The organism is Ignavibacteriota bacterium (assembly GCA_016212665.1).
GTDB lineage: Bacteria > Bacteroidota > Ignavibacteria > UBA10030 > SZUA-254 > FW602-bin19.
Genome location: JACREZ010000037.1, coordinates 24,264 through 48,784, shown reverse-complemented (window position 1 = coordinate 48,784; position 24,521 = coordinate 24,264). Strand labels below are relative to the sequence as shown.

The following is a 24,521-nucleotide window of genomic DNA, read 5'->3' as shown; positions in this document are numbered from 1 at the left end:
ATGGCAATTACCTTGAAACGGAGTAATGGATTGTTGGAGTTTTGGAGCGGTGAAATTTCTCTCCGAAACTCCATCGCTCCAATGAACCACTAACAACGTGGCAAAGTTTTTTTACAATTACATTTTACAAAATAACTATCTATTCACTAATAATTATGGGGTGCGTATGAAGCTCTCTACTACATTTCGAATAATCAGCGTTTCGGTTCTTTGTTTATCATTTCTTGTTGCCGTGGGAATCGCGGGTGGCAAACATGTTTCAAAGGAACAACAAGAATCTTCTCAAGTGATTTTCTCACTGAGTAACCATGCCGGTACGGGATTGCCTGCAAACGTCTCAGTTGCTGAAATTAAAAAACAAATTCAAGAACACCGTTCGCAAATACAACAGCAGAAACCTGTGGTGAATGAACGGGACGGTCGCCGTGTCGGCGGTGCGAGGGAAACTTCTTCCCGCGGCGGAGAACAACATTCACCGATGAGCGATATTTCCAACTTCCTCATCATGCGGAACGTTGATATGGCAAGCGGTGGATATGGTGGAATGCGCAATTCCGGTGTCGGAACAATTTCAACACAGCCATATACAGGGACGGTTTTGAAAGCATTTCTCTATTGGAATGGTCCGACCAATTCATCCGTACCGGACGCGAATTCAGAAGTTCAATTTAACGGCACAACAATCTTCGGTGATAATATCGGTTTCTCCGATGATAACTGTTGGGGATTTGAGAACAGTCATGCGTATCGTGCCGACGTTACCGATATTGTCAGCGCAAATGCAGGACCGTACTCGCTAAACGGATTTTTGAAAGAAAGTGGTAATGTAAATATCAATGGAGTTTCTCTTATCGTTTTTTATGATGATGGCGATTCCACCAACAACCGCGATTATGTTGTGTTTGACGGGAACGATTCAAATGAAGATAACGCGTATGATGTGAACGGTTGGAATGTCATGCTCAACGGCATCAACTATTCATCAGGTAATGCTTCGATGATACTGCACGTTTCCGATGGACAAATTTGGGTTGATGACAATTTATATTTGAATACGGTTGCGATTACGAATACAGACCAAATATTCGAAGGGAAAAGCGTTCCGTACGACACCGTGAGTGCGAATAATACAAATGGTAGTATGTGGGATATTAAAGAGTTTGATATTACCACGTCACTCGTTCCCGGTGTGAATGATGTCTATTTATACACAGGTATGAATAATGATTGCCTCGCGTTAGTTGTCGCTGTCGTTTCATTACCTGCCGGTTCCGCGCCCACAGAATTCGGAACAGGAAAAATTTCCGGCGCGAAGTTTCTCGATGCTAACAATAACGGACTATGGGATGAAGGAGAACATGGAATCGAAGGTTGGCAGATAGTTTTAAGCGGTGCCGATGCAGAGACTACCGAGACTGACCCGTACGGAAATTACACATTCCGAAATCTTCTCCCCGGAACATATACAATCTCTGAAATAAACAGAGAGCAATGGACACAGACAGCACCGGAGAGTTCATATTCCGTTACGCTTGATAGCGGCGCAGTGGTGGATAAATTATATTTTGGAAATTATCCTCCGCCAAGTTCCATTTCGGGATATAAGTGGGAAGATGCAAACGGAAATTATGAGTGGGACATTGACGAATCGGGAATCGTGGGATGGGTAATTTACCATGAATATTACGACCTGAACGGATATCGTTTTGATTCAACGGTGACAGATTCTACTGGGTATTATATATTCGCGAATTTGACAAATGGTTACCACTATATTTATGAACAGACGAAACCCGGTTGGCAACAGAAATATCCATTCTCGTATTACTATTATTTTAATATTGATGAACCGGGAGAAACATACACAGAAATGAACTTCGGCAACATGCAGGTTACGCCGGTAACAATTTCGGGAATGAAGTTTAATGACTTGAATAATGACGGAGTCAAAGATGAAGGCGAACCGGGACTTGCCAATTGGGTTATTCATCTTTATGCTTCTGATGTTGCAATGAAGTTGATGGAAAAGAGTCCGTTGGCTGAAGGGAAGAAATTAGAAACAATGCCGGAACGAATTCCCTACTTCAAAACGACAGGTGGAGGCGGTTGGGTAGCAACAACGGATTCACTTGGAAAGTATTCGTTCACGGATATTTATCCGGGTTATTATTATGCTGTTGAAGAACCTCAGGAAGGTTGGCAACAAACGTATCCATCCACAAGTTCTTGGCAAATTCAAGTCAATTCAGGAATTGACGTAGAAAATATTGATTTCGGAAATCATGAAATTCCACCGCCGCCGCCGTTTGTGTGCGGTGATGTGTATGCCTCGGTGAACAATGGTTTGGTGTATCGTTTCAGTCAGGATGGAACATTGATTCAGGTATTGAATACCGGTTTGGGTGGTTTCACCACAGGCATGGCATTCGACTCTACGGGAAATCTTTACGTTACAAACTTCTCGGCAAATTCTGTGAGTAAGTTTGATACGAATGGAACGAACCTTGGAACATTCGGAAGCGGATATAATGGATATCCTGAATCCATCTTATTTGATAAGTATGGAAATGCATACGTCGGTCAGGCTGGTTCTACCATCATCAAAAAATTTGATGCAACAGGAAATTCGATAGCAGATTTTACGGTTGAAATTGAAGATAGAGGAACAGACTGGATTGACATTGGAGGTGACCAAGCAACCATGTTCTACACATCTGAAGGATATTTAGTAAAACGGTATGATGTCGGGACGAACACGCAGTTACCTGATTTTGGAACGCTTCCCGAACGACCGGCATATGCGTTGCGATTACTTCCGGGCGGTGGTGCGTTAGTCGCCGCAACAGGAAATATTTATCGCTTGGATAATCTCGGAAACGTCGTCCAGACATACGATGCCGAAGGTCAGAATCAATGGTTTGCTTTGAATCTTGACCCCGATGGTCGTTCGTTCTGGAGCGGCGATTTTGCAACCTCGGAGATTTACAAGTTCGATATTGAAACAGGAAATGTGTTAACACATTTCAATACAGGGACAAGTACGTACACATTGTTTGGTTTGACTGTCTATTGTGAAGTGACAGCCGCTCCGTTGTACGGCTCATTTCCGGGACGAAGTTCAATGACATGAACGGAAACGGAAGTAGAGATGAAAATGAACCGGGAATTCCTGAATGGGCAATTGTTATTGAAGGTCCGGTGACGGCACGAGCGTTAACGGATGAAAACGGTGAGTACCACTTTACGAATCTTCCCTTAGGTCAATACACGGTGTGTGAAATGCCGCAAGAAGGTTGGGTGCAAACCTTCCCGGATGAAGATGACGGGTGTTATGAAATCGAGTTGACAGACAGTATCAGTAACCGTTGGTATATTGATTTCGGAAATCATTCAACTATCGGTGGAATTACCTTCGATAGAAAATGTATCACGTTCCCGACAGTCCGACCGAGTGAATCGCTCGCACTGCCGTTAACACTCACCAATGAATCAGCATCTGCTGTAGAAGTCACTTTTGTAACGACAGATGGTGCATTCAATGTTGTAAATAACGGAAGTTCGGTTATTAATCCCGGTGAATCTATTACTGTAGATATTGATTTCTCGCCGGCATATCCGGGAGATTATCTTGCATCATTGTTCGTTATGGCAGGGGAAACTACCGATACATTATTCCTTGCCGGTCAGGGTGAACTTGAGACGACGGGCGCCGGTCAACAAATCTTTGCAGGCTTGGCAACGATGCACAACATGGTAGCACCCAGGCATGCAGTCGTCGTCGCGCTGACAACAAGTTATCAACTCATCAAAGCATCGCTTATACAACTTTCGCCCGATAGCGTTCTCGAAGGAATGAATTACGCACTTTCCATTCAGGAAGGTCAGGCAGGAATTGAAGCAGGCGACACAATTCTCTTCGGCATAAGTTACGGTTGCGATTTACAGTTCGAGCGAATTTGTGGTGCAACAATCTTCCAGCCCGGGTTCCCTCCCGAAGGCGGTTACACATGGCATGACATCATCGGTGTTGATTTCAAGTCGGTGAATATTTCTCTGCGTGAAGGATACAATGCCGTTTCTTGGAATGTTCTCCCGCACGACCAGAGTATCATGGGTGTGTTCGGTAACGCGCTCTATTCTCGTAATGTCAAAATCATACTCGATTATGTGAACGATGGTTCAACCCAGCCGAGATTTGATTTCTACATTCCGGCGTTGGGCGAGTATAATCCGTTACAGACGACAGATTTCCGAAAAGGATATTTTGTTAACATGTGGGATGATGTAGAAGGTATGCAGGTTTGGGGTCAACCGGTCTGTGCCTCGATTCCTCTTACGTTATTTCCGGGATATAATTTTGTATCGTATTTACCAAACCAAACACATCATGTTTCGTCGATACTCTCATCGCTCGGTGAAAACCTAAATGTTGCTCTCGATTGGGTGAATGACGACGGCTATCAATACTTTGACTTCTATCCCAACGGTGGATTTGAATACATGAACGAAGGAAAAGGATATTTCCTGAACGTCTTCTATCCGAGTTATTTCGTCTATCCTGATTTCGAGGATAGTATCGGTTTCTCGGCGAAGCGGAAGGAAGGTTCCAGCGCAACGCAACGGAAAACTTTATCATCTTCCGGAATGCCTGAAGCAGTGTTCGCCTATGGGAAGAATGTTCAGATGAATGGAACAATAATTCCGAAGGGAACCGAAGTGAAAGCGCTTGACAATGATGGTGTTGTATGCGGAACCGCGAAGTTCCTTGCAGACGGGATTTTCGCATTGCCGATTCTTGCCGATAATCCTTCGACCGCACAGGACGAAGGCGCATCGAAAGATGAGTTGGTGAAAGTCTATATCGGAAACCAACTTGTTTCTCAGCGCGTGAAGTGGACGAAGTTCGGCGATACGCCGGAGTTGAGCGGTAATCTCGAAGTTCTCGCTGCCGGAGATGCGAACACCGTTCCACAACAATTCGTGTTGCATCAAAACTATCCGAATCCGTTCAACCCGGTAACATCCATCAAGTATGAACTTCCCAATGCTGCGTCAGTATCATTGAAAATTTATGATATGCTCGGTCAGGAAGTTCGCACGTTAGTAGATGCCCAACAGGATGTTGGATTCTTTGAAGTGACATGGGACGGAACGAACAATTCCGGTCAGTCGGTCTCCAGCGGAATCTACACGTACCGTCTGACAGCGAATGACGGAAAAGATAATTTCGTTCAGTCGTACAAAATGATATTGATGAAGTAATGTGATGAAGTGAGGTTGTCTCGAAACTCGAATTGTAGAGTCCGATTCGTAATCGGACGAGAACGTTTGGAAAAACACAGTCCATTTGCGAAATGGACACTACAATATGTTTGAGACAACCTTACTGTTATCAAGAAAAGGATGTAGTTATGAAAAGATACTTAGGAATTATTTTCTTGTTGATGGTTGCAATGACTCAGGTCTTTCCGCAAACATCGCAATGTATATTTCAGGGGAGCGTGACGATTCACCCTGAAATATTTCCCAATCCCTGCTCAACTGAACCGCCGGTCATTCAATTGCTTATTCACGACGGCGATTCGAGTCGTACGGCATCGTTCAGTCCGGAAACGCAAATGTATGGTGTGAGTGCATTCTCTTGGGATGGATTCAATGACAGCGATGTTGTGCAATTCAGAATTTTGTACAACTGTGATACGCTGATTGCAAGAACGAGCGGTGAAGCGGCAATCTTTATCGGAACGCCTTCGCCACAACCGCCTGAACCACGAGAAGTAAATCTCACTATCAATCGCCGACCGTATTTCACTGAATTTGTCAGCGATACGACATTGGAAGATTTCCCGTATCAACGTCAAATCGTAGCACACGATTTGGACAACGATGCAGTAACATTTTCTCTTGTCGGTGCGCCATCGTGGCTTTCTATTGATGAAGAAACCGGTTTCATTCATGGAACTCCCGGAGCGTCAGATGTCGGTTCGCACCAAATTACTGTTGAAGTAAACGACGGCTATTATCGCGGTATGAATCAGATGACATACACGCTGTATGTACTTGCGACGAACCATGCACCGTCTGCATTCCACCTTCTGACACCAACGATGTTTGATACGCTTGAATATCATCCGTCTGATAATGTTCATTTCTCCTGGAGTCGCGCTCACGATTCTGATGTAGGCGATATTGTCGGTTACGAAGTTGTCATTGTGAATTTGAACTTTGATACGTTGCGGTTTTCAACGACCGACACATTCAAGACCGTTGCAATGACGCAATTCCAACAATGGATGGCGTACGGATGGAGCGTGTTTGCATCGGATGGCATTGAAACGGTTGCCGCTTCCGATACGTTCTTTTTCTTCATGGTTGATTTCAATGATGTGAAAGAAATGCCCGGAATTCCGACGACGTTTGCGCTCAAACAGAATTATCCGAATCCCTTCAACCCGAGCACGAATTTCGAATTTCGGATTGCCAATTTCGGATTGGTGATGTTGAAGGTGTATGATGTTTTCGGAAGGGAAGTTGCTGAGTTAGTGAATGAAACGATGCATCCCGGAAATTATCATGTAACATGGGATGCACAATCGCTTGCCGGCGGAATGTACTTTGCTACGTTGCGGGTGAATAATTTTACTGAGACGAGGAAGGTAGTGTTGGTGAAGTAAGGTACCATTTAGAAACCAGCAAAAAAATGGGCTGTCTCTTTTGGTTATTGAGACAGCCCGTTTTTTTTAGAACTTGTACTGTAAAGCCATCACCCAATCCCGCGATTCGGTAATGCTTCCTGTGTTTATAAAGTCGGCTTGCAATCCTTCGATTATCTCCCATCCGAAACCAATGGTCGGAATTGAAGAATACATGTCGTTTGTAGAATTCCGTGCTGCTTTATACTCAGAATAATTTTGGTCAGTTTCAAAAAAATACTCAATATACCAACCGCCACGAAGTGTTAAATCTTCCACTACTTTATATTCAATCCCGACAGGAATTGAAACTCGGAAAATTCCAAATTTTCTTTGATACGAATTATTGACAATTGTTGCTTGCTGCCTTGTAATGATTGTTGTATCCGGTTTAATACGAATCGAGGTATCTATATAACTATAGTACGACGGATAATCATAACTGAATTTGGCAAAATTACAAATGACCCCGATTAAAAAGTGAGCATTAGTAACAGACAGTTGATATACCAATCCTCCATTGAGAAAATATCCCGTTCCATCCGGGGAGAGAGTTTCGGAACTAATCCGATTAAGGATATTTTTATTATAAGAATAACTTGTATCGGTACTCAATTCCGCGATACCGATTGACTTGTAACTACTGCCTTTCTGTTCTTCCGCATTGAATGAACTCAGACCTCCATCAAAACTTGCAATAATGGAATTTCGTTCATTAATGATATTTTTGTATCGAAAATTTAATTTTATAATAGTAGCATCGGTATTACTCAGCCCTGACCCAATAATATCGTACTCGTTTTGATTGAACCCATTTCTACTACCTTCGGTATAATGATAAATACGCCAAGAGTTGTTTATATCATGACTGTATCCAGTAGCCCGAAGCGACATACGTTCTATTGTTCCAGTGACATCGAAAATTGCACGTTCTTTTTTCCATTGTAATCCGCTTCGAAAAATATGGGAGGAGTTTTTATATGACGATGCACTGTTCCCTGTGCGTTCTTCGTATGATGTATCAACATAAGTTGAGTTGATATTATCATCTTGTAGCAATCTGTATTGATTATGCTCAGTAGGCGTTTCATCAAACACAAATGAGTAGCTAAACCCCAATGAAGTGTTCTCTTGTAATGGAAAAGCATAGGATAACTGAACATCACTGATGTTTTTTTTCCAATCGTTTTGTTCGATGTTCATATACAACGGAATGATATTAGTGATATTGTCACTGCGAGTAGAATTATTGTCCTTGTCAGAACTCGCATGTTTCAATCGAAGCATTACTCCCCATGAATCTGCGTATCCGACTCGTACACCCTTTGCTTTTTCCGAAACATAATAAGGATAATAATCCGACCCGTTGAAGTATTTTGAAAGCGACGGGGTTGTTCTCTGGAAGTTTCCTTCGTACTCACCAAACACTATTGCTTGCTTCATCGTATTGAAGTTTGCAGGGTTACGATATAAATCTGACACGTCATCTTCGATGAAGTTTGCAAAATCACTCCCTAACGTATATACACGATACGATTGATACGTTTCCCGTTCAGATCCAAGAATAATTCCTGAACGTAAGTATTGTTCACTGCTCACGATGTTGTAATACTGTCCCATCGTTTGCAGTGGGAGAAGCAAGAGAATTATGAATAAACCCATTTTCATTTTTGACCTCAAGATTGTAAATAGTTTTGGATATTAAACGCCGAACCTGCCTGACGTTTATTCTTTGTCGAGAAGGTACACAACTTTTCTTTGAAATTCAAAACAAAACATCTTTTGTCTTCCTCTCATTTTTTCGGTACATTAGCACAACTTTTTACGCGAATCAACTACATTACTCATGTCGGTCTTTTCTGAAATCACTCAATACGGTCACGAGCAAGTCGTTTTTTGTTCTGATACAAAAGCGGGATTGAAAGCGATTATTGCCATTCATAACACGACGCTTGGTCCATCGCTTGGCGGAACGCGCATGTGGAACTATGCAACCGATGAACACGCACTCACCGACGCGCTCCGGCTTTCACGCGGGATGACGTACAAAGCCGCAGTCTCCGGTTTGAATTTAGGAGGCGGCAAGGCGGTCATAATCGGCAATCCGAACACGGATAAAACAACGCAACTGTTCCGTGCTTACGGAAAGTTTGTTGATTCGCTCAATGGAAAATACATCACAGCAGAAGATGTCGGGACGAATGTGCATGACATGGAAATTGTGCATCAGGAAACGAACCATGTCACCGGAATTGATCAGGCATTCAAAGATAGCGGAGACCCTTCGCCGTTGACCGCGCTTGGTGTCTATTACGGAATTAAAGCGTGCATGAAAGAAACGACCGGGAACGATTCGCTTTCGGGGAAGACCGTTGCCGTTCAAGGTGCGGGAAATGTTGCAAACGCACTGTGTGAATTTCTTGCAAAAGAAGGGGCGAAGATTTTTATCACAGACATTTATGAACACAAAGCGCAGTCCATCGTGGCGAGAACGAATGCGACGCTTGTCAAGCCGGATGAAATTATTGAGATGGATGCGGATGTGTTTTGTCCCTGTGCGCTCGGAGCGATTCTCAACGACCATTCTATCACTCAGTTGAAAGCAAAAATTGTCGCGGGCGCCGCCAACAATCAACTTGCCGATGAACAAACGCACGGAATGAAACTGCTCGAACGAGGAATTCTCTACGCTCCTGATTACGTCATCAATGCGGGGGGACTTATCAGCGTTGCGAACCAACTCGACGGCAACACGTACGAGCAGGCAAAGAAACAAATCGAAGGGATCTACGAAACACTTCGGAACATCTTCAGAATATCACACGAGAAGCAACTGCCGACATTTCAGGCTGCAAATCATTTGGCAGAAGAACGACTTGCACAGGGACGAAACAGAGCAAAAGGGAAATTGACATACTCAGGAAATAATGTAGTTGCGCATATTGCGTAACGAAATATTCATTGACAAAGAAAGAAGACAATGGCAGCAATCAGAAGAAGAATCCTCAGGGAAAAAGTAATGCAGGTGTTGTATGCATCTGAAATTTCGAAAGAACCGCTTTCGCTTATTTTAGACCAACAACTCACAGACATTCATCCAAAACCGAATGAAATAAAATTTATCAAAGAATTGTGTCAGGCAGTCGTGCAACACGAAATGGAACTTGACCAACTTATCAAATCAAAAGTTCAACATTGGGAGTTCGACCGGCTCGCACTTCTTGACCGCATCGTCATGCGGATGGCGCTCGGTGAGTTACTCTACTTTCCTGATATTCCTCCGAAAGTTTCTCTCAATGAAGCAATTGAACTTGCGAAAGTGTATAGCACACCGAATAGCGGAACATTCATCAACGGAGTGCTGGATGCGATTCATCATGAGTTGATTGATTCGGGCACTATCTTGAAATCAGGAAGAGGACTTGTCGAGCAGACGCTTCACACTCACGAGGAAGAAGAGCAACAACCAATCGGAGATGCATGACGGAGACGAATCCGGACGTAGTGCGCTCGCTTCCGAATGTCGAAGCACGTCGCGGAATGCAAGTGTTCGCATGGTCTCTTTTTGATTTTGCCAACACGGCGTTTTACGTTCTCATTCTTGTCATCAGTTATCCACTCTATTTCAAAGAGGTTGTTGTTCGGGAGTCTCAGTACGCAGACTTTCTCTGGGGATTGACATTCAGTATTTCAATGGCAATTGTCGCGTTCATTTCTCCCATACTTGGCGCGGCGGCAGACCGAGGTGTTTCCAAGAAAACATTTCTTTTCCTTTTCACTGCATTGTGTATCGTTTCAACGTCGTTCCTTTTTTTTGTTGATGCAGGAGCAATTGCCCTTGGAATGTTCCTGCTCGTTCTTGCAAACATCGGTTTTGAGGCAGGTTTGGTTTTTTATGATGCGTTTCTCCCGGAACTTTCCCGACCGCATGAACTCGGAAAAATTTCCGGCTATGGATTTGCGATGGGATATGTCGGTTCGTTAGTGACGCTTATCGTTTCCTTCCCATTGCTGAGCGGCGGGTTTGTCGCTTCAAATCTGATGAACGTGCGAAGCAGTTTCCTTCTTGCGGCAGGGATGTTTTTTTTGTTTGCAATTCCGCTTTTTGTTTTTGTTCGAGAGAAGTCGGGGCGTGAACGGTTTCATTTCGGATTTGTCTCGCTCGGTTTCAGACAAGTCGGACAAACGTTGAAGGAAATTTCCCGTTACAAAAATGTCGGGCGGTTTTTACTTTCGTATTTTATTTATTTCGATGCTATCAATACGATAATTATTTTTTCCTCAATTTTTGCAAGACAATCATTGCACATGGATTTGAGTGAAATAGTGATTTTCTTTTCGTTAGTTCAAACTTCAGCAATCATCGGTTCCTATTCTTTCGGAATTCTCGCCGACCGAATCGGGCAGAAACGCGGGCTTAACTTCACGTTGCTTCTTTGGTTGTTCGTGTTGGTAGCCGCGTTTTTCACGGAAGAGAAAATGATGTTCTTCGGAGTGGGAGCGGCGGCGGGAGTTGCGCTCGGTTCCTCGCAATCAACGAGCCGAAGTCTCATGTCCGTTATTATCCCGCCGGAAAAGAGAACGGAATTTTTCGGGTTTTATTCGTTTTTTGGGAAAGCATCGGCAATTTTGGGTCCCGCGCTTTTTGGTTATATTTCTTCCGTTATGAATCAACGCGCCGCACTTGTTGCTATCGGAGTGCTTCTCATTATCGGTTTTCTACTTCTCCAACGAGTTCAAGAAGAACCGTATGCGAAGGAACTCTCGCTTTCATAAATCCGTTCTGTTTGTGTTTGATATCCGTCCACAGATATATTACAGGTAATTGATGAACATACTTTTCTCACTCTTTGTTATTGTAATGATGCTTGTTTCGTCCGGCGATAAATCCAAGCCGAGCGTTAATAAATTTGTGCAATGTGAAATCAAATTGGTTGAACAATCGCTCAAAGCCGGTTCGACCGGAACTGTACAAATTTCTTTCAAACCGACAAAAGGAATCCACGTCAATCTTGACCCGCCGATGAGTTTGAATCTTGATAAATCAGATGTAATTTCTAAAATAGAAAAATTAGAGACGACGAAAGATAAAAAGCACGATTATCTTGATGCAACCAAACCGGTGACTGCAAAATTCACTATAACAAAAAACGCAAAACCCGGTACCATCAAACTGAAAGGCACATTCACTTATTTTTATTGTTCCGATGCAGAGGGATGGTGCAACCGGTTCAAGCAACCGATAGAACTTGCTCTCACTATTACTAAGTAGATTTGATGTCGAAGACATATTTCATGTCTGATGCTCATCTCGGGTTGAGTGCGCCGGATGTTGAGCGGGAAAAAGAGCAACGCCTTCTTTCTTTTTTTGATTTTGTGATGAACGATGCAAGTCAACTCTTTATCCTCGGCGATTTATTCGATGCGTGGTTTGAATATAAAACGGTCGTTCCGAAGGGATTTCATCGTACGCTAACAAAGTTAGAAGACGTTGCGCGTAATCAAATTACTGTTCACTATCTTGCCGGCAACCATGATTACTGGATGGGAGATTCATTCCGGGAACTCGGCATCAATGTTTATCATGAAGAATTTGAAACGACAATTGACGGGAAACGAATTTTTCTTCATCACGGCGATGGACTTGCACATAACGACAATGGCTATCGAATATTGAAAAAGATTCTTCGTAATCCCATCAATATTAAACTGTATAAACTTCTTCATCCCGACCTCGGGCTTTCGCTTGCGAAATCATCTTCAAAGAAAAGCCGGAGTTACACTTCCGCAAAACATTATGGCGAAGAAGACGGTATGATGCAATTCGCACAAGAAAAAATTAAACAAGGATGTGATGCCGTGATTATGGGACATCGTCACGTACCGAACTTCAAACAATTCGGAAATGGAATCTATATTAATCTTGGTGATTGGATTACGTATTTTTCCTATGCTGTACTGGAAAACGGAATTTTTGAATTGAAACGCTGGAACGATTGAACTGAATGACAAAGAAACTGTTAAAACCTGAACAGAAGAAAAAACTTATTTGGGCGAGCGTATTTGCCTCGCTGCTTGTAATTGCGTATGGCATTTTTGTTTTGTCCGGCTTGCCCTCACTTGAGCAATTGGAAAACCCGCGACCGGAACTTGCAACGAAAATCTATTCCATTGACGGAGAAGTGCTTGACCAATTCTATATTAAAAACCGAACGCAGGTATCTCTCAGTGATTTGCCGCCGCACCTTGTTGATGCACTCATTGCAACGGAAGACAAAAATTTTTATGAACACTGGGGAGTTGACTTGCGCCGCTTCGTCACCGCGATGGTGAAGAATGTGTTCACGCTCCGGCTTCGTGAAGGTGCAAGTACAATTACCCAACAACTTGCTCGCAATCTCTATGGGTTCAAAGGAGAGAGCGAAAATGTTTTTTCCAAAGCAACGAGGAAAATCAGGGAGTTTATCACTGCCGTGCAGATTGAACGTAACTACACGAAGCAAGAAATCATCGAAATGTACCTGAGCGTTGCATACTTCGGTCGAAGCGCGTACGGCATAGCCTCCGCGTCAGAAATATATTTTGATAAAAAGCCGATTGATTTAAGTTTGACTGAAAGCGCTCTCCTTATCGGTATGTTGAAAGGACCTGGAACGTATGACCCGTACAAAAAATTCGAGCGAGCTATCGGGAGAAGAAATACGGTTCTCGGTCAAATGATAAAATACAACTACATCACCGAGGCGGAGGAACAACGTGCGCGCATCGAGCCGATAATTCTCCATCCGCTTGAAGAACAACGAACAGGTCTGGCGCCGCATTTCGTCGAATACATCCGGCAACAACTTATTCAAAAGGCAGAGACCTACGGATTTGATATTTACCGTGATGGACTATCGGTGTACACAACGCTCGATAGTAGAATGCAACAACATGCAAACCGCGCTGTTGATGAACATCTCACGGAATATCAAAAAATGTTCGATAAATCATGGAACTGGAAATACCATCCGCACGATTTGAAGAAGGTTATTTCTCACACCATCAGAACTCTTGACGTCTATAGGGATGCGCCGGAGGAATTGAAAGACAGCATTGCAAAAGCATTGAAGAACAATCCGGAGTTTGTTGATTCCGTCAAACGTGCGACTAAACAAATCGAAGTCGGTTTTGTTGCACTCGACCATCGAACCGGAAATATCCTTGCGATGGTTGGAGGTTCGCAGTTCAAAGTATTTAAGTATGGATTGAATCACGTTACGCAAACGAAACGTCAACCCGGTTCAACATTCAAGCCGTTTGTATTTACTGTGGCGATTGATAATGGGTATGCGCCATCGTATGAAATTTTAAATCAGCCGGTCACCGTGATGTTGCCCGGAGGAAAACGATGGACTCCACAAAATTTTGATGGAACGTTCGGAGGAAAACTTACTATACGCGAAGGATTTACATACTCCATTAATTTAGTCGCCATTCGTACGATGATGGAAATTGCACCGGTTCAGCAAGTGATAGAGTATGCTCACAGGATGGGAATCAAGTCCGACCTTCCTCCATACGAATCGTTAGCAATTGGAACCGGTGAGGTTGTTCCCTTGGATATTGTTTCAGCGTTTGGTGTATATGCTAATGAAGGAGTGCATGTGGAACCGATTTCGATTTTGAAAATCATTGATAAAAACGGAAGCATCATCGAAGAAAACTTTCCGTCGAGACGCGAGGTATTAAATCCTGAGACTGCGTACATCATCACTGACATGATGGAAGATGTGGTGAACAGCGGAAGCGCAGCGCGTATCCGTTCAATGTTTCATTTACCAGCGGCAGGTAAAACCGGAACGACACAGGAATATGCCGATGCTTGGTTTATTGGCTACACACCACACATTACCGCCGGAGTTTGGGTCGGATTCGACAATAAAACTGTGCATTTCACAAGCGCAGATGGACAGGGTGGACGTGCCGCCGCACCGATTTGGGGAAAATTTATGAAATACACATACGAAGACGGGACAATTGGAATGCCGCTCGGATATTTTAATCAACCCGAAGGCGTCGTCCGTGATACGATTTGTGCCGAAACGAAAAAACTCGCGACAGAATATTGTCCGAACAAAATAGAAGAACTCTTCAATCGAAAATACCGACCGGAAGCCTGCCCGAAACATACTTCATGGCGATGGAAAGAGGAAGAGGAAGCGAAAAGCCCTATCAACTAATACCGTTTGGCTCCACACAGCCGACGATTATTCTTCCGCGTAAATATCGAAATCATCTTCGATTGCAACATCGGCTTCGTCCGTCCGAAGTTTTCTGACAATCAGGAAAATCGGGAGCGACACCAATGCCGCAACACCGACCCACTTTAAAAATTTCATCATTGGGTAGTTGTTGTTGAGATTGTGAATTATATTCTGTGACAAGATACATTCATTTTTTTAATGATTGGTTGACTAAAGTCACCCATTGGAAGTAGAAACTGAAATTCTTATATTGGAGCGCAAGAAAAGCCCGGATGGCGGAATTGGCAGACGCGCTAGATTCAGGTTCTAGTGGCTGAAAGGTCGTGCAGGTTCAACTCCTGTTCCGGGCACAATAGACCATCTCTTAAAAGCATGAAATGGTTGGTAGGAACTTCAAATTATTTTGAAGATTTATGTCTTGTAATTATTTTACTTTTTTTTTACACTAATCAGAGTCTATTACAATAAAATGCATCTTTTGTTGTGACAAAAATTGAGTTGCTTCCTTTTTTCCCATCACAAACATCCCCGTAGAAAAAGCATCAGCCTCAATCGCAGTGTTTGCTATTACAGTTCCGCTGAGAATTGATGAAGCACTTCGTCCTGTGCGCGGGTCAAGCAAATGCCCGATTCGTTTACCATTCAGTTCGATAAAGTTTTGGTAGTTGCCGGAAGTTGAAAGCGCCTGATTTTTTATTTTGACTGTTGTCATAATTTCTTCCGTGTTCTGCGGGTCAACAATTCCGACTTCCCATGCATCCTCATAGGGAGGAGTACCAAGTGAAAAAATATCTCCGCTATGATTGATAAGCGCAGATTCGATTCCGTGTCGCTTGAGAATGTTCACTGCCCGGTCGAGCGCGTAGCCGACGGCTATGCCGCCGAAATCAAGACGTGTATTTTCGTGTAGTAAGTTGACGACTCCAAGTTTGCTGTTTTCGGTTTCCGGTTTCCTGTTGCTAATCAAGTGTTTCGAGTTTTGAGTTTTGGGATTTGTGGTTGTCCTTTCGAAGTTTGAACTGAATGAGACATTGTGGAAACCCACTCCATCGAGAACTTGGGCGATTTGTTTATCGGTCGGGAAGTGATGGAGAGATTTGTCATCACGGAAACCATAGAGTTCCATCAATGGCTCGATGGTTACATCGAAAGCGCCGCCTGTGAGTTGATGAAATTTCCTCGCGTGTTCAAGTACCTCGATGATTCTGAAATCAACAGCAATTTCTTGTTTAATCGAATGACAATTGACCAATGACAAATGACTATTGACATCATACACACTCATCAGTTTGTCAATCGTCTTCATCTCCTTGATTGCTTCATCAATTGCATTGTTGCACAGTCGTTCGTCTTCGTGATATGCTGTGAACGTAACGATGCTTCCCATGGTGAACGCCGCTCGGTTGATTTCCTTCAACTGAAGAATTTCTTTTGAGAAAATCTTCAACGGAATTAGTGACGCTCCAACTGTTAACAGGGAAGAAAGCCGGAGAAACTTTCTCCGCGTGAACGAATGAATCAATTCGTTTTTCTGAACCATAATTCTTTCAGCATCAATCCAACCATAACAAAATAACAACCGACCATCGAAGTGCCGGAGATAAGGACGAGCCAGACGAAATGTTCGGAGACAAACCGCATCGCCCAAATTCCCCCGAACGTTGTGATGATGGCGATGAGCGGTTCAACCATCAGCAATGTTTTCCATGATTCTTTTATCGAAGAGAAATAAAACAATCCACCAAGTGCAAAGAAGACAAATGATAACGAAAGAATATGATTGTGAAGAAAGATGTACATTTCATCAGCGCTCTTCTCGTATTTCAGTTCAGCCGATTCAATTCCTTCCGGCGTGCCTCGATATTCTTCCACCAAACCGGAGGGTGAACCGCTCGATTTATGTTCGACAAAAAACAAGCCGATGGAATAACCGATAGTAAGTACAAGCAAGAACGCTGTAAGAAATAGCCGCAACGTTGTGTCGGCATCTTTTAATCGCCACTGTGTCATTATTTTTCCAACCGTTCTTTGATAAGTTCGTACGTTGTAAGAACTCTTTTCACCCCAAGTGTGATAGCCCGGACGGACAGCGTCGCTCCGCTGATGTTCTTGATATCTTTGCCCGAAAGAAGTTTATCATTAAAACCCTTGCCGCGAAATTGTTTCCGGAACGATTCATAGGTGATTTCCCCTCCATACGCCTCACGGTACGCAAGAACGTCCACATCAACAACTTCTCCGCTCGGTTTCAATGAAACGAGATATGTGATGAGTTGTACTTTTCCCTTCACATCATCAACAAAACCGAAGCCGACAACTTCGTTTTTATTCTTACAAGAATACACCTTCACCGTATCAGATAACCACTGCGACTTGCTTTGCTCAAAAATTTTCTTCTTCTCGTCTGCACCGAGAACAACCTTCGACAAAGTAACGGCGACTGAATCACCGAACATCTTTTTCAGTGACTCAGTAGCCTTCGATTGCAGTAATGGTTGTGCGCTTGCATCAAGAAAAAACAAAGTACAAAGTACAAAGTACAAAGTACAATGAGCGAGGAGCGGTGAGTGTTGAGCAGAGAGCAAAAACATTCTCTTAGAAATTGTAACCAATTCCAAGGTTTAACTGCTTTGTATTTTTCTCCGCCGCGTTGTTGAAGAACTGATAATCAAATTTGAAGACAGTGTTGTATGTCGGTTTGTAAGAAACACCGAGTGTGATTTCATTCCGGTCGAGCAGAGGATTGGCAGTAATGTTCGTGACCTTCGATTGTGTATTGTACTTTTCATATCTGCCAAAAGCATACAGCGCTTGTTCTGTATCTTCGCACATATGAGGAAGAACATTGTACGCCGCTTCGATATAGTAACCAATCATTTGGTCGCCAACACCTTTCTTATATTTTTTGTTGATAAGTTCTGCATCTCCAAGATTTTCCAACACAGCAACAGCCCGAACTGCGAGATTATCGTACGAATATTGTGCATCGGCAGAAAGTACGCTCAAAAATCCGCCGCCTAACGAATCGTTTGCCTCAGTCGTATTTCCAAGAAAGAAAGAACCGCCGAGTTTCAAATCAGTTGAGGCAGTGTAATCAACTCTTCCTGTGAATGTTGGATTAATCGGTGAACTGTAAAAACTGCTTTGGCGTCCGCCGCGAATTCCACTTGTGCTATCAAAGCCGCTTGCTTTTAATCCAGCCATGACATAGAGTTGGTAGTTCATTCCTTCAGCAACCGAGCCATAAATTCCCACACCCGATTCTCTCCATGTTGAAGGAATTATCGTGCGGTCAACATTCGGTCGTTCAACTCCGTGAAATGTTGGCGGTTCATGAAATTGGTTGATGATTCCAACAGGTGGAAGCAAAATACCTGCTCGCAATCCGATGGATTGATTGAAATGCCAATCGAGGTATGCCTGCTCAAGTGCAATTTCACTGCCTGATTTTGTTCCTTCGACTTTCGTATGCTCAAGTTCAAGTTCGGACTTGAACGAAAGTTGTTCGTTGAAGGAATGTCCGATATACAACACGAAGCGATGGAAATCAAGTTGTCCGGCTTTGTCGCCATCGGGCTCGTTGTAGTGTAACTCGCCATAACCGCCGACGGTTGTGGCTTCTTCGGTTTGTGAGAAAAGTCTGCTGTTGAAAATTGAAACACTCAACAGCAGCGTGATAGTAATAAGTGATAATAAAGAACGCATTGTTGTTCTCCTTAAGTTAGTTATTGATTTAGTTATTGATTTAGTTAATTAAGGAGTGATGATTGATGCTTGAAATCCACCAAACACTTCAGTATATTGGTGCCGTGACTGATGGGCAGCATCGCTCATCACTCTCTTTGATTGAGTACTTCACCTTCAAGTTAGCGCAAGAAGTGAAGTACTCTTTTTTATTTATGGTGATTGGTGAATAGTGAATAGTGAATGGTTAATGGTTAATCATCCATTGATGTTCAGGTTGACAAATCACGATTCACAATTCACTACTCACTATTCTAAACTTCGAATGTCGTTTGCTTTTGTTTGATTGTAACAGAACAACCGCAATCATGGCCGCACGCGCTCAACTTCGCTCGCTTGCGGCGACGAAGTTCATGCCGAACGAGAAGCACTGCGCTCACGCCGACAATTAGTAACGATAGTAGTTGCTGCCAATCCATAAATCAATTCAAAAATGAAAAATGCAAAAGTAAAAAAATGTTCTGTACAATGAGCGATAGTTGACAATTGACCGTTGGCCGTTGGCCATTCACCATTGACAATTATCCATTGATTAATAACCCAATTCTGTAAACTATAAAAGTAACAACGTAAGCGAGTGCGGTCATGTATCCGAACTGGAGCGTTGCCCATTTCCAACTGCCTGATTCACGGCGGACGACGGCGATGGTTGAGAAACATTGCATCGCAAGAACGTAATACACCATCACGCAAATCGCAGTAAGTGCTGTGAACGTCGGCAGACCTGTTTCGGGATTCGTATCGTTCTGCATTCGTGTTTGAAGCGAAACAGTTTCCGAATCATCCGATGTATTCACGTTGTATAGCGTTCCCATCGTGCTTACGAAGACTTCACGTTGTAACAGCGAGGTAACAATTCCAACTCCGATTTTCCAATCAAAGCCAAGCGGTTTGATGAGCGGCTCAATCAAATGTCCGGCTTGACCTGCAAAACTTTTTTCGAGCCGTTCTGTCGGAGTTCCATATTCAGTTTTTGGATACGTTGCAAGAAACCACAAAATGATAGACACGCCGAGAATAATTGTTCCGGCTCGTTGGAGAAAGTGCCACGCTCGTTCCCACATTTGAATCAAAATATTTTTCAGTGATGGAACTTTGTACGGTGGCAACTCCATGATGAACGGAGAGGACTTTCCTTTTAACAACGTTTTCTTGAACAACCAAGCAACTGAAAGTGCCATCACTACTCCGAGGAGATACATTGAAACAAGCGTCAAACCCGGGAGCGAAAATATTCCGAGTACCGTTTGTTTTGGGATGAACGCGGCGATCAACAACGTATAGACAGGAAGCCGTGCGCTACAACTCATGAGTGGAGCGACGAGCATGGTTGCAAGTCTATCATTCTTGTTTTCGATTGTTCGCGTCGCCATGATTCCCGGAATCGCACACGCAAACGAACTGAGTAACGGAATGAATGATTTCCCATGCAGTCCAACTTTGCCCATCATTCTATCCATAACGAATGCGGCGCGTGCCATGTACCCCGTGTCTTCAAGAAATCCGATGAAGAGAAAGAGCAGTGCAATTTGCGGAAGAAACGTTACAACTGCGCCAACACCTGCAACCGCGCCGTTCACAAGTAAATCCTGTAAATCTCCGGGTGGAATGATGTTGGTAATCATCGCTCCAATTCCATCAACTCCGCTCGAAATCCAATCCATCGGATAACTTGCCCACGAGAAAATTGTCTGGAACATCAGCAGCATCACAAGAAGAAAGAACAAAAATCCCCAAACATTGTGTGTGAGAATTTTATCAATCTTATCGCTGAGTCGTTGTGGAGTTTGCGCATTTCTCTTGACCGCTTCGTTGCAGATTCGTTGAATCAACTCGTACCGCGACTCGACAAACACTAACTGCGTATCAAATCCAAGTCCTCCGAGTTTTTTGTAATCGCCTTTTACATGCTCAATGATTTCCGGGTCGAACCGGTCTTCATGTTCATGCAATGCTTCGGGTGAAGTGAGGAGCGTAATCGCTTCATGAAATGCAAGCGCGTCATGAAAATGGTGTTTCTGTTGAAGCAACTCTTTGAGTTCATCACATTCTTCCCGAACGACTTGAGGAAGTTTCCATTGCCGAACTTTTAGCGAGACTTCAATTTTCCTAATGACGACATTTTTCAATTCATTCAAGCCGATGCCTTTGCTTGCGACGGTCGGAATGACGGGAACGCCGAGTGCGCTCGAAAGTTTGTTCACATCAATTGAAATTCCCTGTTTTTCGGCAACATCCATCATATTCAACGCGATGACGATTGGGAAACCGTAGTCAATAATCTGAGTAACAAGGTAGAGATTTCGTTCGACGTTGCTTGCATCTACTACACAAATGATAAGCGAGGGAGAAACGATACCTTCAATTTTTTGAAGGAGAACATCAGTGGCAATTTTTTCATCGGGAGAATTTGCAGTGAGACTGTACGTCCCGGGAAGGTCAAGCAGAACGGCTTCGGTTTCATCGGGGAGAGAAAGCGTGCCTGACTTTTTTTCGACTGTTACGCCGGGATAGTTCGCGACTTTTTGTCGCAAGCCGGTGAGTGCATTGAAGAGCGTTGTCTTGCCTGCATTCGGATTGCCGATGATGGCGATGTTGCGGAGAGCGATGTACTGAGTTGACTCAACTTGTTGAGCAGTGAGTGACATGGTTCAGAATCCTGAACGGAATTAACCGAAAGGAACGACGAGAATTTCCTTTGCGATTTGTTCATTCAACCCGATGCGAGTGTTGCACACTTCGCAGACGAGATGGCTATCGTGGTTAATCGTGCATCGGATGATTGCGTTTTCGTAGAAACCAAGTTCGCGCAGGCGATGACAAATTTCCGGCGTGGATTGGATGTCGTAGATTCTGCAAAATTGTCCGACGGGGGCTTGTGTTAATGTAGTTGCACTCATATTATTTTTTCTGACACTTAGAACATGTTCCAAAAATTTGAAGCGAAGAATTTTCAAACCGAAACTTGTGTTCCTCACATACTTCGGTTTGAAGCCGGTCTAACTCTGTGTTGACGAACTCGATGATGTCGCCGCACGTGAGACAAATGAGATGGTCGTGGCGCGGTCTGCCGAATGCTTTTTCGTAGCGTGATGAGTTGTCGCCGAAGCGATACTTGGAAATCAATCCGCACTGAACGAGAAGGTCGAGCGTGTTGTAGACCGTCGCCCGCGATGCCTTTGTTCCTTTTGTCCTCAGAATTGAATAGAGTTGGTCGGCATCAAAGTGACCATCGGTATTCATAATTTCTTCAACCAAGGAGAGCCGTTCCTGAGTAACACGGAGTTGCTTTGTTTGAAGAAACTGAGTAAAAGTTTCGATTGCGGTTAAATTATCCAAAAATCTTATTCTTATTTAGACTTAGTCTAAATATAAACAAACATCGTGCAAGAAACAAAACATCTGATTGGGTCGTTGACGATGGAGTCATTGTCGTATTGAAATTTGGCTGATTCGTTTTGTTTTCATCTGTTTCGAAGAATTATATGTTGGAGAAATTGCCGAGAAAGAGTACATTCGCGGAGAGAAAAATTCAAATAATTTATCAAATGAAAGAAAATGAACATGATTGATGTATCAAATCAGATAGTATTGATTACGGGCGGTTCAAGGGGAATTGGCGCCGCAACGGCAATGCTGTTTGCACAAGCAGGAGCAAACATAGCGATAACGTATCAAACTAATAAGATGGCGGCAGAAGAAGTAGAACGCACTGTGAAAAATCTCGGCAGGAAATGTCTTTTGTTGAAAGGAAAAATTGAACTGTATTCAGATTGTGAACGAATCGTTCAGCAAACACTTGAGAAATTCAAGCGGATTGATGTGCTTGTTAATTCAGCAGGAATTTGGGAAATGGGGAAGATTGGAGCGATGTCCCCCGAACAATGGAAACGAACGATTGATGTCAATCTTACGGGTACATTTAACCTATGTAATCTCGTCGTTCCAATAATGAAAAAACAAAAGTATGGCAAAATAATTAATGTTTCAAGCACGGCGGGGCAGAGAGGTGAAGCAAACTATTCTCATTACGCAGCCTCAAAGGGAGGAATGATTGCGTTTACAAAATCCATAGCAGTTGAGTTAATTCGGAATGGAATTTGGGTGAATTGTGTAGCCCCGGGTTGGGTTGATACCGATATGGTTTCTCATGTTTTCAAGAATTCAAATCAAAAAGAGGGAATTTTCGATTCGATTCCAAGGGGAAGAATTGCTTCGCCGGAGGAAATTGCCGGACCGATTTTGTTTCTCGCATCGGATTTATCAAACCACATAATCGGGGAAGTGCTGAATGTGAACGGTGGTAGCGTATTATGCGGATAAAATAAAATCAGTCAAAGAATCATTTTTTTTAAGATTTTGCTTGACAAGTTGTTGAAATTTTGTATATTTGAGCGATTTTGAAAACGATATTGACCAAATGAAAAAACATCACACAAAATTTCTTTCCGGAAAAGCAATCGAACGAAAACCGATTGCACCGAATACGAGCGTTGTGAATTTGGTTGAAAATTATTTTAATGCTTACAACGCCGCACGGTTGAGAGAAGCATGTCAGTTATTCACACAAAAAATGCTTGTGCCTGAATCAACTGTAGGATTGAGTTTAACAGGCGCTTTAACTCCGGCAGGATTAGGTGGAACATGCATTGTTCCGCTGATGAAAGCGGGCTTTGTTGATTGGATTGTCAGTACCGGTGCGAATCTCTATCACGATACACATTTTTCAATCGGGCATTCGTTGCATCGCGGCTCGCCGAACGTGAACGATAAGGCGCTTCGCAAAGCAGGAGTGATTCGCATTTATGATATTTTATTTGATTATGATGTTCTGCTGACGACAGATGCGTTTTTCAGGAAAGTTCTTCGGCTTGAAGAATTTCAAAAAGAAATGGGAACTGCCGAGTTTCATTATCGAATGGGTAAATACGTTGCAGAACGTGAACGAGTTCTCAGAATCAAACACAGCAGTATGCTTGCGGCGGCGTATCGTTATGGTGTTCCGATTTATACTTCATCGCCGGGCGACAGTTCGATTGGAATGAACATAGCGGCAACAAAACTTACAGGAAGCAAAATTAGTATAGATGTTTTGCTTGACGTAAATGAAACCGCAGCGATTGTCCTCGCGGCAAAACGAAGCGGTGGAAAGAGTAGTGTTGTTTTGATTGGCGGCGGCTCACCGAAAAATTTTGTGTTGCAGACCGAACCACAAATTCAGGAAGTTCTCGGCATCAATGAAAAAGGGCACGATTACTTTTTACAAATCACCGATGCGCGACCCGATACCGGCGGACTTTCCGGCGCAACTCCGGGCGAAGCAGTCACGTGGGGAAAAGTTGACCCCAACTCACTCGGCGATGCAGTTGTCTCGTATCTCGATTCAACAGTTGCTCTTCCGATTATGACATCGTACGCCTTGAAAAAAATCAAGCCGAGACCGTTGAAGAAATTGTACAAACGGCGTGAAGAATTTATGGCGTTGTTGACAAGCGAGTACAACAAAGCAAAATCAAAAAAGAAAAAGAAATAAAATTAGATTGTTTAAAAATATAATTCAGTACTGTAACGTCGAAAGACATTGCAGGGTCATCCACACTAATTAACTCAAGGAGTCACCATGGGCAGATACACAGAACTGCATGAATTACTTAACAGCTTCGAGAAAGACTTTGTCAAGTTTTACGAGAAGGGAAATAAGTCAGCAGGAACACGCGTTCGGAAACACATGAACGACCTGAAGCGCAAAGCACAGGAAATCCGAATGGAAGTTCAGTCAATGAAAGCAGTTTCCAAAGGTTCAGAAGAACCCGCGGCGCAATAATCGTTTGAAAATTGG

At 43.3% G+C, this 24,521-nt stretch carries 21 protein-coding genes and 1 tRNA gene; 13 read left to right on the top strand and 9 right to left on the bottom strand.

The annotated features are described in order from the left end of the window. The first annotated feature begins 166 nt into the window (after window positions 1-166). From HY960_13210 to HY960_13200, 3 genes are all read left to right on the top strand, one after another. Window positions 167-3,130 carry a hypothetical protein gene (locus HY960_13210; protein ID MBI5216704.1) on the top strand — a complete coding sequence of 988 codons (2,964 nt, stop codon included), beginning with the start codon at window positions 167-169 and terminating at the stop codon, window positions 3,128-3,130. Beyond that, window positions 3,127-5,262 (top strand): T9SS type A sorting domain-containing protein, encoded by a 2,136-nt coding sequence (locus HY960_13205; protein MBI5216703.1) that lies wholly within the window; start codon window positions 3,127-3,129, stop codon window positions 5,260-5,262. The genes HY960_13210 and HY960_13205 overlap by 4 nt, the downstream gene beginning before the upstream one ends. 149 nt (window positions 5,263-5,411) lie before the next feature. Further along, complete coding sequence (locus HY960_13200) at window positions 5,412-6,674, top strand: T9SS type A sorting domain-containing protein (GenBank protein MBI5216702.1); 1,263 nt, start codon at window positions 5,412-5,414, stop codon at window positions 6,672-6,674. A gap of 66 nt (window positions 6,675-6,740) precedes the next feature. Here HY960_13200 and HY960_13195 read toward each other — a convergent pair whose 3' ends face one another. After that, window positions 6,741-8,354 carry a hypothetical protein gene (locus tag HY960_13195; GenBank protein ID MBI5216701.1) on the bottom strand — a complete coding sequence of 538 codons (1,614 nt, stop codon included), beginning with the start codon at window positions 8,352-8,354 and terminating at the stop codon, window positions 6,741-6,743. 184 nt (window positions 8,355-8,538) lie between these two features. On the opposite strand from HY960_13195, the gene HY960_13190 reads away from it, so the two are divergent. From HY960_13190 to HY960_13160, 7 genes are all read left to right on the top strand, one after another. Beyond that, complete coding sequence (locus tag HY960_13190) at window positions 8,539-9,642, top strand: Glu/Leu/Phe/Val dehydrogenase (protein ID MBI5216700.1); 1,104 nt, start codon at window positions 8,539-8,541, stop codon at window positions 9,640-9,642. A gap of 30 nt (window positions 9,643-9,672) precedes the next feature. After that, a complete protein-coding gene (gene nusB, locus HY960_13185; GenBank protein ID MBI5216699.1) occupies window positions 9,673-10,176 on the top strand; it encodes a transcription antitermination factor NusB in 504 nt (167 codons plus the stop codon). Then, window positions 10,173-11,468 carry an MFS transporter gene (locus HY960_13180; GenBank protein ID MBI5216698.1) on the top strand — a complete coding sequence of 432 codons (1,296 nt, stop codon included), beginning with the start codon at window positions 10,173-10,175 and terminating at the stop codon, window positions 11,466-11,468. The genes nusB and HY960_13180 overlap by 4 nt, the downstream gene beginning before the upstream one ends. Window positions 11,469-11,520: 52 nt before the next feature. After that, window positions 11,521-11,964: a hypothetical protein gene (locus HY960_13175; protein ID MBI5216697.1), complete on the top strand. Its 444-nt coding sequence runs from the start codon at window positions 11,521-11,523 to the stop codon at window positions 11,962-11,964. A 5-nt stretch (window positions 11,965-11,969) separates the two neighbouring features. Further along, entirely contained in the window at window positions 11,970-12,692 is a 723-nt protein-coding gene (locus HY960_13170) for a UDP-2,3-diacylglucosamine diphosphatase (protein MBI5216696.1), read from the top strand. 5 nt (window positions 12,693-12,697) lie between these two features. Continuing rightward, a complete protein-coding gene (locus HY960_13165) occupies window positions 12,698-14,914 on the top strand; it encodes a PBP1A family penicillin-binding protein (GenBank protein ID MBI5216695.1) in 2,217 nt (738 codons plus the stop codon). A gap of 290 nt (window positions 14,915-15,204) precedes the next feature. After that, window positions 15,205-15,288: transfer RNA gene (locus tag HY960_13160), tRNA-Leu, on the top strand. 95 nt (window positions 15,289-15,383) lie between these two features. Here HY960_13160 and HY960_13155 read toward each other — a convergent pair. From HY960_13155 to HY960_13120, 8 genes are all read right to left on the bottom strand, one after another. Next, entirely contained in the window at window positions 15,384-16,478 is a 1,095-nt protein-coding gene (locus HY960_13155) for an FAD:protein FMN transferase (GenBank protein MBI5216694.1), read from the bottom strand. After that, window positions 16,457-16,948 carry a hypothetical protein gene (locus HY960_13150; GenBank protein MBI5216693.1) on the bottom strand — a complete coding sequence of 164 codons (492 nt, stop codon included), beginning with the start codon at window positions 16,946-16,948 and terminating at the stop codon, window positions 16,457-16,459. Before HY960_13150 ends, HY960_13155 begins: the two co-directional genes overlap by 22 nt. Then, window positions 16,948-17,529, bottom strand: a complete 582-nt coding sequence (locus HY960_13145; GenBank protein ID MBI5216692.1) for an FMN-binding protein — start codon at window positions 17,527-17,529, stop codon at window positions 16,948-16,950. Before HY960_13145 ends, HY960_13150 begins: the two co-directional genes overlap by 1 nt. 4 nt (window positions 17,530-17,533) lie before the next feature. Continuing rightward, entirely contained in the window at window positions 17,534-18,643 is a 1,110-nt protein-coding gene (locus HY960_13140) for a hypothetical protein (GenBank protein ID MBI5216691.1), read from the bottom strand. A 293-nt stretch (window positions 18,644-18,936) separates the two neighbouring features. Beyond that, window positions 18,937-19,101: a hypothetical protein gene (locus tag HY960_13135; GenBank protein MBI5216690.1), complete on the bottom strand. Its 165-nt coding sequence runs from the start codon at window positions 19,099-19,101 to the stop codon at window positions 18,937-18,939. 102 nt (window positions 19,102-19,203) lie between these two features. After that, window positions 19,204-21,330: a ferrous iron transport protein B gene (feoB, locus tag HY960_13130; GenBank protein ID MBI5216689.1), complete on the bottom strand. Its 2,127-nt coding sequence runs from the start codon at window positions 21,328-21,330 to the stop codon at window positions 19,204-19,206. A 21-nt stretch (window positions 21,331-21,351) separates the two neighbouring features. Continuing rightward, the gene (locus tag HY960_13125) at window positions 21,352-21,582 is read right to left on the bottom strand and encodes a ferrous iron transport protein A (protein ID MBI5216688.1); all 231 of its coding nucleotides are present in this window, start codon (window positions 21,580-21,582) and stop codon (window positions 21,352-21,354) included. 1 nt (window position 21,583) lies between these two features. After that, a complete protein-coding gene (locus HY960_13120) occupies window positions 21,584-22,021 on the bottom strand; it encodes a transcriptional repressor (protein MBI5216687.1) in 438 nt (145 codons plus the stop codon). A 225-nt stretch (window positions 22,022-22,246) separates the two neighbouring features. Between HY960_13120 and HY960_13115 the strand changes: the two genes are divergently transcribed. The 3 genes from HY960_13115 to HY960_13105 all read left to right on the top strand — a co-directional run bounded on the left by HY960_13115 (window position 22,247) and on the right by HY960_13105 (window position 24,506). Next, a complete protein-coding gene (locus HY960_13115) occupies window positions 22,247-23,005 on the top strand; it encodes an SDR family oxidoreductase (protein ID MBI5216686.1) in 759 nt (252 codons plus the stop codon). A 97-nt stretch (window positions 23,006-23,102) separates the two neighbouring features. After that, on the top strand, window positions 23,103-24,215 hold the full coding sequence (locus HY960_13110; protein MBI5216685.1) for a deoxyhypusine synthase: 1,113 nt from the start codon (window positions 23,103-23,105) through the stop codon (window positions 24,213-24,215). 87 nt (window positions 24,216-24,302) lie between these two features. Next, window positions 24,303-24,506, top strand: coding sequence for a histone H1 (locus HY960_13105; protein ID MBI5216684.1), 204 nt, complete (start codon window positions 24,303-24,305; stop codon window positions 24,504-24,506). The last annotated feature ends 15 nt before the right edge of the window (window positions 24,507-24,521 follow it).